Annotated in this window: 15 protein-coding genes; 11 read left to right on the top strand and 4 right to left on the bottom strand. The window is 41.1% G+C overall.

The genetic code is table 11. From position 1 onward, the window contains the following. Positions 1-5: 5 nt before the first annotated feature. From nadC to BLP52_RS05725, 5 genes are all read left to right on the top strand, one after another. Positions 6-842: a carboxylating nicotinate-nucleotide diphosphorylase gene (gene nadC / locus BLP52_RS05745; RefSeq protein WP_091709683.1), complete on the top strand. Its 837-nt coding sequence runs from the start codon at positions 6-8 to the stop codon at positions 840-842. A gap of 122 nt (positions 843-964) precedes the next feature. Then, on the top strand, positions 965-2,227 hold the full coding sequence (locus BLP52_RS05740) for a BatD family protein (protein WP_091709501.1): 1,263 nt from the start codon (positions 965-967) through the stop codon (positions 2,225-2,227). Between the two features lie 81 nt (positions 2,228-2,308). Beyond that, positions 2,309-3,415: an FtsZ/tubulin family protein gene (locus BLP52_RS05735; RefSeq protein WP_091709499.1), complete on the top strand. Its 1,107-nt coding sequence runs from the start codon at positions 2,309-2,311 to the stop codon at positions 3,413-3,415. Between the two features lie 165 nt (positions 3,416-3,580). Continuing rightward, positions 3,581-4,219, top strand: coding sequence for an ABC transporter ATP-binding protein (locus BLP52_RS05730; protein WP_091709682.1), 639 nt, complete (start codon positions 3,581-3,583; stop codon positions 4,217-4,219). Between the two features lie 27 nt (positions 4,220-4,246). Beyond that, on the top strand, positions 4,247-4,693 hold the full coding sequence (locus tag BLP52_RS05725; RefSeq protein ID WP_091709498.1) for a PPC domain-containing DNA-binding protein: 447 nt from the start codon (positions 4,247-4,249) through the stop codon (positions 4,691-4,693). Between the two features lie 28 nt (positions 4,694-4,721). Here BLP52_RS05725 and BLP52_RS05720 read toward each other — a convergent pair whose 3' ends face one another. Next, a complete protein-coding gene (locus BLP52_RS05720; protein ID WP_091709496.1) occupies positions 4,722-5,108 on the bottom strand; it encodes an MreA family transcriptional regulator in 387 nt (128 codons plus the stop codon). 168 nt (positions 5,109-5,276) lie between these two features. Here BLP52_RS05720 and eno point away from each other — a divergent pair, with 168 nt between their 5' ends. Beyond that, the gene (gene eno / locus BLP52_RS05715) at positions 5,277-6,551 is read left to right on the top strand and encodes a phosphopyruvate hydratase (protein WP_091709494.1); all 1,275 of its coding nucleotides are present in this window, start codon (positions 5,277-5,279) and stop codon (positions 6,549-6,551) included. Positions 6,552-6,625: 74 nt separating this feature from the next. On the opposite strand, the gene larA is transcribed toward eno, so the two are convergent. After that, the gene (gene larA / locus BLP52_RS05710) at positions 6,626-7,900 is read right to left on the bottom strand and encodes a nickel-dependent lactate racemase family protein (RefSeq protein ID WP_238380737.1); all 1,275 of its coding nucleotides are present in this window, start codon (positions 7,898-7,900) and stop codon (positions 6,626-6,628) included. Between the two features lie 183 nt (positions 7,901-8,083). On the opposite strand from larA, the gene BLP52_RS05705 reads away from it, so the two are divergent. From BLP52_RS05705 to BLP52_RS05685, 5 genes are all read left to right on the top strand, one after another. Then, positions 8,084-8,635 (top strand): hemerythrin domain-containing protein, encoded by a 552-nt coding sequence (locus BLP52_RS05705; RefSeq protein ID WP_091709492.1) that lies wholly within the window; start codon positions 8,084-8,086, stop codon positions 8,633-8,635. Between the two features lie 120 nt (positions 8,636-8,755). Continuing rightward, on the top strand, positions 8,756-9,415 hold the full coding sequence (locus BLP52_RS05700; RefSeq protein WP_238380736.1) for a LysE family translocator: 660 nt from the start codon (positions 8,756-8,758) through the stop codon (positions 9,413-9,415). 174 nt (positions 9,416-9,589) lie between these two features. Then, entirely contained in the window at positions 9,590-10,243 is a 654-nt protein-coding gene (locus tag BLP52_RS05695; protein ID WP_154717795.1) for a hypothetical protein, read from the top strand. A 94-nt stretch (positions 10,244-10,337) separates the two neighbouring features. Further along, a complete protein-coding gene (locus tag BLP52_RS05690) occupies positions 10,338-11,513 on the top strand; it encodes an ABC transporter permease (RefSeq protein WP_091709486.1) in 1,176 nt (391 codons plus the stop codon). A 211-nt stretch (positions 11,514-11,724) separates the two neighbouring features. After that, positions 11,725-12,141, top strand: coding sequence for an inorganic diphosphatase (locus BLP52_RS05685; RefSeq protein ID WP_091709485.1), 417 nt, complete (start codon positions 11,725-11,727; stop codon positions 12,139-12,141). An 8-nt stretch (positions 12,142-12,149) separates the two neighbouring features. Here the strand turns inward: BLP52_RS05685 and BLP52_RS05680 are convergent, their stop codons facing one another. Next, positions 12,150-13,307 (bottom strand): ABC transporter permease, encoded by a 1,158-nt coding sequence (locus BLP52_RS05680; protein ID WP_091709483.1) that lies wholly within the window; start codon positions 13,305-13,307, stop codon positions 12,150-12,152. Positions 13,308-13,319: 12 nt separating this feature from the next. Beyond that, positions 13,320-14,435, bottom strand: a complete 1,116-nt coding sequence (locus BLP52_RS05675) for a hypothetical protein (protein WP_091709481.1) — start codon at positions 14,433-14,435, stop codon at positions 13,320-13,322. Between the last annotated feature and the right edge of the window lie 60 nt (positions 14,436-14,495).

Below are 14,495 nucleotides of genomic sequence, written 5' to 3'. Positions count from 1 at the left end.
ATATGATGTATACACACGAGATCGAAAGTTTTCTGGAAGAAGACCTTGGATATAATGATATTTCATGTAAGCTTGTTCCAGATCATAATGTAGAAGCCATTATTTTTACAAAAGAGGACTGCACTCTTGCAGGAACCGATGTTGCCCTTTCCTTTTTTGATTACTTTGGGATCGAATACTCTACTGATTATTCAAATGGTGACAGATTATCGAAAGGTGATGTAATATTTACTCTGAAAGGAAGTTCCCTGTTAATTCTCAGGACAGAAAGACTGGTTCTCAACTTCCTGGGACATCTTTGTGGTATTGCCACCAACACGAACAAATGTGTGGATATAGTACGTAAGTATTCCGATAGGACAAAGATCGCATGTACAAGAAAAACAACACCCGGACTTCGCAAATATGAGAAGATGGCTGTTATTGCAGGAGGCGGTGATCCACACAGGTTCAACCTTACAGATTCTATAATGATAAAGGATAATCATGTTAAGATGATGGGTGTGGAAGCTGCAATAAAGTCTGCAAAGGAAAAAGCAGGTTTTACCCAGAAAATGGAGGTTGAAGTAGAATCATCAGCAGATGCCCTGGTGGCTGCAAGGACAGGTGCAGATATTATAATGCTGGATAACATGGAACCTGAAGAGGTAGTAAAAACAGTTGATTTCCTGAGAAGATCCTCTATCCCTGAACACATTATAATTGAGGTTTCAGGAGGCATTAATATGGATAACCTTGAAGGGTATGCAAAGACCGGGGTTGATATCATCTCAATGGGTTCCCTTATCCACAGGTCGCAATGGATAGATGTCAGTCTTGAAATTGTTAAAGTTCAGGAGTAAAATCAATTTATTGTATTTGTTTTTACATAAATTTTAAAAACAATCATAATCATAAGGTTTATATTAATAACTGCGTATTTTAGCTGAAAAACAAAATCAAATTCTGTTTATTTGAGGAAAACATGGTCCGAGTTGCTCGCTTATTGGTTATTTCTTTGTGCATGGTTTTCTTCTGTCTGGCACTGGCAGGAAATGCTGCGGCAGTAGAGATTTATAATGGTTCCATTACAGCTGGAGATGGTTATCAGCTGAACAATTATGTAATTGATGTGACAGATGCTTTTCCAAGCGCTGATTCCGCTTCATTCTATATCTACAATAACGGTGATGAGCTCGATAGTTTCCTTATCAACGTAGGTGATTCCTATGAATTTGATTTTGAAGATAATGCTCAGGTGAAGCTGACCCTCATATCTGTGTACAGTGGTACTCTTCCTGTGACAAAGGTATCTATTATCCTTAACAACTATCGGGTAAGTGACCTTTTTGAAAGCTCCGTTATTGACGGTGGGCATGAATATGCAACATATTCAGGTACACCAGAACTCAAGATAGTAAAATCAGTGGATAAATCTGAGGTCAATGTTGGTGACGTTGTACGTGTAACGGTAACCGTTGAAAATACTGGTGATGATGCTGCAGTGGATGTTGTTTTTTCAGATCCTCAGCAGGCAAAGTTCGTTTTGACCGATAATATCCTTGGTGAACCCGGAAGGATGGATGTGGCCGTAGGGGGCTCGCCTAAAAAGATTTATGTTTATGACCTGAAAGCCACAGAAGCAGGTACATTTTCACTGAATCCTACAACTGCCAGTTTTACTAATTCAGCAGGTCTTGATTTCCCGGAGTCTTCATCTAATTCTCCTACGGTCATAGTAAATGCCGGTGAGGACCTGGTGAATGCGGACCTTGAATTTACGACAACTCTTGACAAATACACTGTAAATCGTAATGATGAAATACAGGGTACCATTAAGATAAAGAATAAAGGTAATGCTCCTGCTACAGCAGTGACAGTGGATATTGAGGTGCCCGATGGTTTGGTGTTTGAAGGTGGTTCAGGGATCGAAGTGATATCAGGAGTTCCAAAGATCTACCTTGAATCCTTTGGTGTGCAGCAGGAAAAGGAGTTTAATTTTAAGCTCAAGGCCATTGAAGTAGGAACTTATACCCTTTCCATGAAGAACAGTTATCTTTTTGAGAATGGTATTGATACTCAACTAAAAGAGGTAACTTCTGACTCTGTAACAAACAATATTTATGTTACCAAAGGACAATATGATTATCTTTTCGAGCAGCCTATATATGTTTATGTGATGCCTCTGATAATTATTGGAGCTATTGCAGGATGGATTTATTACAGGCACAAACAATATAAGTTCTGATACAAGAGTTACAGTTAATGTAAACTGGATTTATCATAAGATTTATTTATATATAATTATATTACTACTCGGAGGAATAACTTGCTCAATATACTCATCGTTGGTAACGGCCAATGCGGAAACCGCATACTGGATGCTATTAACAGGGAAGCTTTCGGTAAAAAAAGTCGTTTAGCCAAATTCTATTCTCAACAAAAATACAAAAGCAATGTACAGACCATTGCCATCAACACTGCTGTGAATGATCTCAAAGAGATGAAATTCACAAAGGCAAAGGACAGGATACACATTCCTCATTTGCACGGTGTCGGAGCTAACAGAAATGTTGGGAAACACGTTTTTGAAGATAACAAGACTCATATTATGCGTCAGATAGAGGAGAGAGGTAATTTTGATGTATGTTTTGTTATAACATCCGCATCTGGTGGAACCGGTTCATCATTTACTCCAATGCTTGTGAAAGAACTGAAAGAAAGACACGATTATCCTGTTTATGCAGTTGTTGTACTTCCTTTCAGGGAAGAAGGAACCCTTTATCTTCAAAATGCTGCTTTCTGTCTGAGAGACATCCGCGAGAGCGGTGCTGATGGTATCATACTGGCTGATAACCAGTTCCTGAAACAGATGGGCGGCAATGTCGAATCCGCCTATAATGGTATCAATGATATGGTTGCCAGACGTCTTCTTTTCCTTCTTGATGCGCTTGACAGTGAAATGATGATGGTGACCGACCTTGGTGACTTCAAGACTGTCATGAGCGGTGGTGCAGGACTTGCAACCATCGGTTTCTATGAAGCGGACACAGATATGCCAGTAAGAAGTGCTATTCAGAAAGCCCTGTCGCCTTCAGGTCTCCTGTTCTCAAGTGATGTCTATAAAGAAGCAAGCAGAGCCATGGTTATTATCAGAGGTGACAAGGAACGTCTCAGTATCGATGAGATCTCAACGGAAGTCGAGAAGTTATCCAGTGCAGTGGGTCATGTCTTTAAAGGTATCATTGTAAGGAATGGCGAACTTCCACAGGTTCTGGCAGTACTGACATTGGAGTCAGCATCTGAACTTGAGAATCTTTATTCCATAGCAGTTGATGCTATTAAATACGAACGCGATAAGAAAGAACGTGTGGCTACTGTCAAAGAAGTCGATCGTGCATTTTCACAGATAGACGGAATGGATCCGTCTTACTGATCTTTTCTTCTTTTTGTTTTTTATTATTATTTTCGTTTTGATTTTTTCCTTATAAATCAAATAGATTGAAATAGTCTAAGTCCAAATAAAGTTACCAGAGGTTTTTATTTGGCTGATGATGACGGTTCTTTTATTATACGGACAAGAGGTCTCTCCAAGATATATATGGATGGTGTGGAAGTCCATGCTCTTGACAATGTAGACCTTGATATTAAAAAGGGTGAGTTCCTTTCTATAACAGGTCCTTCCGGTTCGGGAAAAAGCACTCTTCTTCATATGATTGGTATTCTGGACACTCCTACTTCCGGTAGCATAACCATAGATGGAAGGGTCGTTACAGATATGTCGGAAAAAGAGCGTTCCAAGGTGCGTAATGAAGTTCTGGGTTTCATATTCCAGTATCATCATCTTATGCCTGATTTCAATGCACTTGAAAATGTGATGATGCCTCTCCTTATTGGTGGAATGAAACGCAGCGATGCAAAGAAGATCGCAGCTAAACTTCTGGAAGATGTAGGGTTGGGTGACCGTATGGATCACCTTCCAAATCAGCTTTCCGGAGGTCAGGCCCAGAGAGTTGCCATTGCCAGAGCTCTTGCCAATAATCCTGGGATTGTCATAGGTGATGAACCTACAGGAAATCTGGATACTAAATCCAGCGACAGAATATATGAACTTCTAAGGCAGCTTAACCGGGACAGGGGACAAACCTTTATTCTTGTTACTCATGATGAGGAGATGGCCAGGAAGACTGATCGTATCGTCAGAATAGTAGATGGACGTATAGCATCGGATTCTGCTTGATCTGGTATCTGGCAGAGAGGTGATCATATGGAATATTCACAGGGTAGCATAGATAGGGTATTTACTGTTCGTCTTGACCATGGAGATGACATTCTTAAGGAACTTGAAAGTCTTGCAGTTTCAGAGGATATTAGGTCGGCAATGTTCACGATGCTTGGTGCTGTGAAAGAAGCCAATCTTGTTGTCGGCCCTAAAGAAAATATTGTACCTCCGGATCCTCAATGGGCTCGCATCCATGATGCACATGAACTTATAGGAATAGGAAATATCTTTTGGGAGAATGATAAACCTAAGATCCATCTTCATTCCGCAGCAGGCCGTGGCGAATCTACTAAAACAGGATGTCTGCGTGAAAATAGTGAGGTTTTCATGGTTGTAGAGGTATTCATCATGGAGATTTCCGGCATCTCCGCAAGTAGAGTCTTCGATAAGGAGAAAGGCTTTGCTCCGGTATGTTTCTCGGATAAAAGCTGAAAAATTCTGAGTTTGCGAAATTCAGGTCTTACTCACCATTACCACTAAGTTCCTTGAGTTGCTCAAGGGCTTCAACCATTTCCATGTTCTTTCTGAGAGCTTTTGACTCAAAGGTTTTGACTATTTCCTCAAAAGGTACAATGAGTTTGTAATATTTTACAGGCCTTCCTTTGTCAGTATTCTTTTTTTCACTTCTTTCTTCTATCCATCCTTTTTCTCTCAAAGGACGCATAGCAATACTGACTTCCGGTTGCCTGAGGCCCGATGCCTGTTCAATGTTCTGTGAGGTTAGTTCATTTCCACATACAAGACATGCAATAGAGATGGCTTCGGTTCTGGGTACTTCCAGTCCCTGTAAAAGTTCGATTATTTCATAGCCTTTTCCGCTTAAAAGATCAGTATCTCCGCTTTTCATTTGGTTACTATAATACTTTTAAGTTTATATAATTTATGTAAATATAATTTAGTTTTAGCAGATATGCCTGTGATTATCGTTCAAGCGTTGAATTGAAAAGAAGTGAACGGTAACAATATATACGGTAATTGCAAAGTAGGTGTTAAACCAAGTCAAAGGTGGAATAGGATGCCGTATATTGATGATGACAAAAGTTATAAGATAAAAAAGATTCACGCACGTGAGATTCTTGACTCCAGAGGAAACCCTACCGTTGAAGTAGATGTCTATACTTCTAACGGATTCGGCCGGGCAAGTGTTCCTTCCGGTGCTTCCACAGGAAGTAATGAGGCACTTGAGTTGCGCGACAAGGAAGAACGCTATCTTGGAAAAGGTGTTCTTGACGCAGTTGATAATGTCAACACCGCTATAGAAGCAGAGCTTCTGGGCATGGATGTCAGAAAGCAGCGCGAGATCGATGGTCTTATGCTTGCTCTGGACGGTACTGAGAACAAGATGGAACTTGGCGCAAACGCGATCCTTGGTGTTTCTATGGCGGCTGCAAGGGCAGCAGCAGATTCACTCAATATGCCACTGTACCGCTATCTTGGCGGTATAAATGCATATACTCTCCCAGTTCCTACAATGAATGTCCTTAACGGTGGAAAACACGCAGGAAATGCACTTTCCATTCAGGAGTTCATGATTCAGCCAAAGGGCGCAAGCACCTATTCCGAAGCACTGCGCATGGGTACTGAGACATATCATGCACTTGGTAAGATACTCGAGGCAAAGTACGGCGGCTCGGCAACTAATGTTGGTTATGAAGGCGGATACGCACCATCTATTGAGATGACCCATGATGCTCTTGATGCTCTTGTAAGTGCTATTGAGGAAGCAGGATACACAGAGACGGAGATCAGCATTGGTCTTGATGCGGCAGCTTCAGAATTCTTTGACGGAGAAACCTATTCTATCGATGGCAAGCTCTTAAAACCTGCTGAGCTTATTGATTATTATCTTGAGCTTATTGAAACCTATCCTATCATCCTTATTGAGGACCCATTCCACGAGGAATCTTTTGAGGACTTCGCAACACTGACCAATGATGCATGGGACACATTCATTGTTGGAGACGACCTCTTCGTTACAAACGTAGACCGTCTTGTAAAGGGTGTTGAAATGGGTGCTGCAAACTCACTTCTGCTGAAGGTCAACCAGATAGGCTCCCTCTCAGAGGCATTCGATGCAGCTAACATGGCAAATCGCAACGGTTACAGTGTTGTTGTAAGTCACCGCTCCGCTGAGACCGAGGACACAACGATCGCTGACATTTCAGTTGCAATTGGTGCTGACCTTATCAAGACTGGGGCACCGGCAAGAAGCGAACGTACTGCAAAATACAACCAGCTCCTCAGAATTGAAGAGGATCTTGGTGAGGCAGCACGTTATATGCAGATTTGAACTGAATAACAGTTCAAACTTGCTTTTCTCTTTTTCTTTATTTTCTTAATCAAAAAAAGGGTTGAAGGGTCCAGTTATTCAAGCAGCGGTACGGTGAGGCTACCCTGTGGTAAAATAACAGCATATGGTTCCTTGCCCTGCTCTTTCACTTTTTCAACAGCCCTGTTGAATGTTTCCTGAATATCCATGCATGGCTGGAGCTTTGCCATTTTGATAGTATCATCATGCAGGTCTGAGATTGCCCACATTTCAGCATATACTCCTATCTGTGCCATCTTGGCAGCCTTGTGGTATCCAAGCTTGTAGCCTTCGTCGATTTTACACATGACTTCATCGCATGTATTCGCAGAACAGAGCAGGTTCAGGAATGTGTCATCTCCAACACCGTCCCTGCATTTTGATACAAGGATGATGACTCCGCCATCTTCCAGTGCAAGCTTGCCGTTCTCAAGTGCTTTCTGAGACTGGTAGAGGTCGATATCCATAGGATATGGCGCAGCGGTAAGTACAATATTGCCTTTGCGGCTGCAATTTGAGCAGAATACCTCTTTTGCTCTCTCAACTGCAATATCGAATGATTTGAAAAGGTCACCGGCAACAGTTGCATAGAGTCCGTGGTCTGCTGTGAGGACAGTCTGAATTGAGAATACGTTCAGGTCTTTCAGCACTTTCATTGCATCTTCCATGTCCTCTGCAACTGGATTTCCTTTGATGGCAAGCGGCTGTGCAGCTTCTGATAGTGCATGCTTGTGGTTCATCTCGATGGTCTTGTAGGAAGCAACTCCCGGCAGGAATGCCTTCCTTCCGCCAGTATAACCTGCGAAATAATGAGGCTCAACACTTCCGATGACGATGATGTTCTTGCTTTCATTCACCATCTTGTTGAGGTACATCTGGGTTCCGTTGCTTGACACGCCAAGATATTCCATATCCTCTTCCTTGCGGGCATCGTGTACGAATATGTTCTCTTTGAACTCGTCGTATATCTCACCGAAGATGTACCTGAATTCATCCTCTGTTGGTCCTCTGTGAGCACCTGTAGCAACCATGAATCTTACGGCTCCGTGCTCCTTTAGCATATCACGCATTTTCAGGAGGATCTTTGCAGTAGGAGTTGGCCTTGTGGCATCATTTACAAGGATCAATATCCTCTCGCTGTTCTTCATAAAATCCTCAAGGGATTCCATTCCAACAGGATTGTTCAGCGCCTCGTCTATTACTTCAGACTCTGCTCCTACTTCTACAAAATTAGGTGACACGACCTCATGGGGTATTTCCACTTCAAGGTCTACAAATTCTTTTCCATAAGGTATCGGTATTTTGATACAAATTCCTCCAAATAAGGTCAATAACTGGATAGTTCATAATAAGAAGCTTTATTTATAGTTTAGTTTTGCAAATGGAGTTTTATTTTTACACATGTCTAATGTTTTCCTGAAGTATCTGATACAGATACCGGATATTGTTGAAAATAGATACGTTTAACATGAAATTGCACATATGGATGAAGTAACGAATCGGGAGTGATAATAATGATGGGTATTGAGGATTTGAGACATGAGCACGATGAAATAAGTTTGATGCTCGATGTACTGGGAAGGATTTGTGAACGACTTGATTCTGGGGAAAATGTTGACCCTGTACACATTAAACAATTAAATGACTTTATGGTTGTTTTTGTGGATGGCTGCCATCATGGGAAGGAAGAAGAATTTTTGTTCCCTAAACTGGAATCTATAAACGGTGAGGAATCTAAGAAATTAATAGAGGTGCTAATAGCCGAGCATAAAGTTGGGCGTGAATACGCAAGTGCAATAGGTGAAGCTCTTTCCCATCATGAAAATATAGGTTCTGGGGATCGTTCAAAGATAATTAAGTATGGGGAGAACTATATCAAGCTCCTGGCTCAGCACTTTGATAAAGAAAATAAAGTGCTTTTCACAATGGCTGAAAAGAAACTTTCAGCTAAGGAAAACCAGGAGTTATTTGAAGAATTTGAGGTTCTGGTAAAGGAAAAGGTTGGAATGGACAAATATAAGCAATTAGATGAAATGCTTCACCAACTGGCTGATATTTATCTATGAACAAAGTTCGGTTCTGTCAAAGACATCCCGGTTTATTGGAATTTCATTCAATAGCAGAGGCTGGACGCTACAAAAAGAGCTCCTTATACCTTATACATTCAGGCATCAGCAATTTAACATTTGAGTTCCAACTTCCTGACAACAGGTGACAAATTGATAGACTCCACTCAATTATTCTACTTCATCGCAGCCTCGTTAGCTCTCACACTCCTGCCTGGCCCTGATATTCTCTTCGTGCTCACCCAGAGCATATCTCAGGGAAAGACCGCAGGCATGACAATTGCAACCGGTCTTTGCACCGGTCTTTTGTTCCATACAACTGCGGCAGCACTTGGAGTCTCTGCGATATTATACAGTTCTGCTGTGGCGTTCTCTCTTCTGAAATATGCAGGAGCAATTTATCTTCTCTACCTTGCCTACAAGGCAATACGTGAAAGAGGCAGCCTCACATCACTTGAATCTGTAAGAGAAAAGAACCTGCCACGACTTTACAGAAGAGGTATTTTCATGAATATTTTAAATCCTAAAGTTTCCCTGTTCTTCCTTGCATTCCTGCCTCAGTTCATAAATGCAGATTCCGGCAGCATCCCTCTGCAAATGATATTCCTGGGTGCAGTGTTCTTTGCGCAGGCGATTGTGGTCTTTTTCATAGTATCATTCTTTGCCGGAATGATAGGAACTAAGATTATGGAAAAGCCGGGTTTGGGTAAGAAGATCAACTGGGCGAAGGCTGGCATTTATTCTGTAATTGGGATCGAGCTTGCATTTGCACATCAGTGATTTCAATCTCTCTCCTATTTTTGGTTTTGAGTTATCGTTTATTTTCTTCAGTGCCGTTATCTGGATATTTGGAACATTAAACATTAATATGTATTTTAACTGCAAAAATTATATGTAGTGAATTCATATTTTAGAATGTTAAAAATATTTTGAAGGATTATGGAATGGGAATTTATGATCAAATGTAAACTTAAACTGGTATCGGGCATATTCGTAACAGTGTTCTTATTGGTTAATTTGGTAGTTGCCGCATCTGCAGTTTCAAACATGAGTGCGGATCAAACAGAATCGGATATTGATACAAAACCGGAACTTCCTGATTTCACTCCGCAGATATTCAAACAACTTGAAGAACAGGATGATAATTACATATTAGGTAAGGGTGAAGTTCCTTTAATAACAAGTGATTCCGGAAAAAGAAACTGGCTTAACTATTTAAGCACTGTTAAAGCAGGCATAAGAGAAGAAATGACGGCAGGATATATGAGACCAAATGGTTCTGTAATGTCATATGGCTATAATTATCAAGGTTATTTGTCAGTTCAATTTCCGGAAGGCACTGAAGTAAATGAATCTCTGATCAATGAAATTTATTCAATTTTCGACCAGGAAGCTATGAAGGATAATATCAGTGATGTTCCTGTCCTGTTTGAGTACAGCCCGGAAATAACAGTTGGTGAATCATTTAGCACAGTAGATTATGAGATTGATGATGAACCGGAAATTATCAATGAAAGTGTCAATAATACCGAACCATCTCATGATATTCCAGGTTTCAAGTTTTTTATTTCAGTATTGGCTTTCCTGATTGCCTCAGGAAAACGCTAATTTCTTTTTTTATTGTTGTTTGTCTTTTTATCTTATAGCTTCATAAATAGTTATATAATAACAGTCAAATCATTTCTATATTGGAAGCTGGTCAATGTTCGAACTGAGAATAGCCCTGAGGCATATAAGCGCACGAAAGCGACTCACGTTCTTTGCGGTATTTGCGGTAGCTTTGGCCATAGCTGTTATTGTAGTTCTCATGTCAATGATGACAGGGTTTACTGATGAGCTTATTTCAACCACTGTGGAAAACTCGCCTCATATTGTAGTGAGTTCTCCGATTCAGAAACAGAATGAGAACTATGTTCACTTTTACAGCTATTACTCTGAGCAGATAGCTGGCATGGATGGTGTCATGGCAGTATCTCCTGTTTTTGTCGGACAGGCGGCCATCAGTCACAAGGACAATGCAAAAGGTGTAAGTCTTAACGGTATAGATCCGGTTGCAGAGGATGCTGTAATGCATGTATCCGATCATATCGTATCTGGGAATTTCTTTGCCCTTGGCAGAAGCAACAATGGGATTGTCATAGGCTACAAGCTTGCCGATGATCTGAAAGTGAAAACAGGGGACACAGTGGATGTTGTTATGCCGGGTTTTGGTTCTTCTTCATTTAAGATTATAGGGATATTCAACACCGGAACACCGAAAGACGAAAGTCTTGCATACGTGCGTTTTGACTCTGCCCTTAGTTTCTTCCAAAAGAATGGTGTTGCCAGTGAGATTGATGTCAGAGTAATGGATCCTTTCCAGGCGGATGTCATAGCCAATTCAATTGAACAGGAAACAGGACTTAAGGCCGTAAGCTGGATAAAGGCAAACAGTGATATCCTTAACCTTCTCAATAGTCAGGTATTGATCGTATGGCTCTATTATGGCCTTATATACATGATAGCCGGATTTGGAATCGCAAATACCCTTTTTACAGTTGTCATGGACAAGAAAAAAGAGATAGGTATGTTAATGGCAATGGGAGCTTCAAAGCGAAATATAACAATGATATTCCTTTTCGAGTCACTGATACTGGGCACCATGGGTGTGTTGGTCGGATGTGTTCTGGGGTATTTGGCTTCCACAGCTCTTGCCTCCTACCAAATATCTCTGCCTCAGGACATGTACTTCGGACTGTCGACACTTCCGCTGAAGGCAGATGCCATGAACTATATCTACGCTATCATCTTCTCTTTCTTTATTAATATAGTTGCAGGTGTCTATCCGGCAAGGCGTGCGGCTTCACTTGATCCTGTAGAAGCTATCGAAAATGATTGAGGAATCAGATTTCTGACCTTCAGGCCAGATCATAGATTTCGTTCGTAACAATGCGAAAAGTATATATTCTGTAATATCGTTTGTATGTTTGCGAACGGGTCTGTTACTTAGTACCTCTCCAACCACTCCAATGTCACATACCTGTGCATTCAACCCCCTTTGCCCGTTCGCACCCCCTATGTTCTTTTATCAAGCGTGCCAATATGAGTGCATGAAGATTGTGATCGAGACTCCCAAATACAGTTTCATCAAATACAATAAGAAAGGCTCTTGTTTTGTCCGGGAATTTTTGTCTCCCATACCCACAATATTCAACTACGGTTTTATTGAAGGCAGCTTTGCTGCTGATGGTATGGAAAAAGATGTATTGGTAATAGGCTCTCGTATGCCTCAGGGCACTGTTATGGATGTGCCGGGAACAGATGGTGTTGTGAGATTCATCGATGATTCTATGGAGGATAATAAAGAGATCATCTATCAGGAGGGTTTCTTTTCAAAAACTGTATTCTACTTATATTTTCATCTCTACGCGATCTTCAAGGTAAGCTATTATCTCATTATCAAAAGAAAGATAGCAATTTGCAGGTTCGAAGGAATAGTATGGTATAACGCCGAACCGGAAAATTGAATAGAAGTTTATCTTGTTGATATGGCTTCCACCGGGTCAAGGCTGGCTGCCCTCTGTGCAGGATAAATACCAGCTATGAGATTCAACAGGAAGACGATCGTTATTATTATTATCACATCATTGGTTCTTACAAGAACCGGTATGTATGTAAGGCCGTACACTCCCTGGGGAAGCGGATATCCGCCAATAGAGAGTGCCAGTACAACACCTGCGGCGGTTCCCAGTAAAGCTCCTGCAAGGCCAAGCAGGCCGCTTTCGATAAGGAATATCAACCTGATATTGGATTTTCTGGCTCCCATTGCCAGCAGTATACCTATCTCTTTTATTTTTGCCATGACCACCATGTTCAGTGTACTTACAACCCCAAAAGATGCTATGAGAAGTATGAAGCCTATCGTAATATTGTTCGAGACACTTTCTATAGCAATGGTCCGCAATATCTCGGGGTTTGTATCCGACCAACCTGCGGCATTGTAACCATCATTCTTGATCATTTGTGCTATCTCTCTGTCCCTGTTAAAGTCGGCAAGTCTCAGAGATATGCCATTTATCACATCTCCTGTATCGTAGAAATCCTGTGCTGTCTGGAGTGAAGTATATGTGATACTTTCATCGAGTGCTGTTCCTGTGTCATATATGGCTATAACTTTTAGTGACATCGGATTTGCGTTAGGGAATGATATCTCCACACGGTCTCCCAGTTCAAGCTGCATATCATCTGCGAATTTCTGACCTATGACGATGCTTTTATCTGAATAGGCCAGCTCATCGAAGTTGCCCTTTACAATATCTTTCTTTATATGGGCTACAGCATCCTCCTGTGCGGGTATTATCCCCTTCAGGACAGCATTCTTCGTATTATCCTTGAATTTGAACGAAGCCTCTCCGGTAAGATGGGGGGATGATGCAATGACACCATCTATGTTATTGACCCTCAGGATTATATTCTTATAAAGATGTATATAGTCGTCACCGGTCTGTGGTGAAACTACGACATGGGGCAGATTGTTGACAGTCTTATCGTAAAGTTCCTGTGTGAAACCTGCCATAAAAGCCTGGGATACCATGAGGATCATGACGGCTATCCCAATGGCTGCAACCGAGAGAATTGTCTGTCTTTTTCTTGCTTTAATATGGCGCAGTGCAATGAACAATTCATATCGCATCGAACACACCTTTCAGTGTTCTCTCTTCCTGCCTGATATGAGGGCAGCGATTCCAATGGTGGCCAGCGCACCTGGGAGTATGAATCCAGGTGACTGGTTTGAGGTCTGTGATGTCGTTGTATTTGTCTGATTTACCACAGGCTGGTAACTCGATTCTATTACACTTTCTTCAACATCCAGTATATTTCCTTCATTTCCGATGACCTCAATGACAAGCATGTACATTCCTTCAGGAAGTCGTTCCTTCCATATTGTTTCTACAGTTTCGTCCTTCCCGTTGAGAATCACAGGGGATTTCTGTGTGGCAGATTCCACCGGAGTTGTAATATTTCCAATCTGTTTTGATACAATGAATCTTACAGATCCAGTGAAAGGTACCTGTGATAATCCGTAAATAGTAGCACTCGCCCCAACATCATCTTCATATGTATCACTTATGTAAACATCATCATGTGCCACGAAATCCTCTGTAAGGGCAATGTAGCTCACAGACGGAGAATATAATTTGACTTTTACCCTTGCGCTATATTTCTTATTGTTCTCAAGCAACACGTTCCAGTCTTTGCTCACTTCCAGAGGCAATGTACTTACAGGGACCTTTTTCTCTGTGCCTGAATATATCACGTTTGAACCATCTATTAGCATATATTCAACATCTACTACCACTGCTTGTTGTGGAGTTATCATCACACTGAATCCCTGTGAATTTGGTACAAGGTCATCAACGGTAATTCTTGGAAGGGTCTGTCTTCCGTTAACAAAATTGTATGTGTTTTCATAGATTGTGCATCCATCTTTTGATATGCTGCTTGTCACCGTATATCTTCCATCACTCTTGTCATCGGTATTCCATCTGAATGCCTTTGTAATATCAGAGTCTGGTGTGATGCTATCAATAGTAAAAGTCCTGCTGTCCAGCACAGTTCCATCATGTTTTAGAACCATATCAAGTTCCAGTCCACTTACATTTTCTGAGCTGTGAAGTGTGATATCACAGGTTTCCAGGTCAGAGTAGACATCTGTGACAGTCACATTATATTCATTTGATGAACAATCAAGTGCTGAACTAGGGATTATTAAAAAAACTACCATTACTATGGCTGTAAGTGACAAAAAAGCAGATCTCATATCAGGGCTCCTGTATTTTATTAAGTTATTTTTGATACTATTTATAGCAATCTGTAAATT

The organism is Methanolobus vulcani, assembly GCF_900100715.1.
Lineage (GTDB): Archaea > Halobacteriota > Methanosarcinia > Methanosarcinales > Methanosarcinaceae > Methanolobus > Methanolobus vulcani.
The sequence above is the reverse complement of the archived record's forward strand: the minus strand, read 5'-3'. Positions and strand labels throughout refer to the sequence as shown.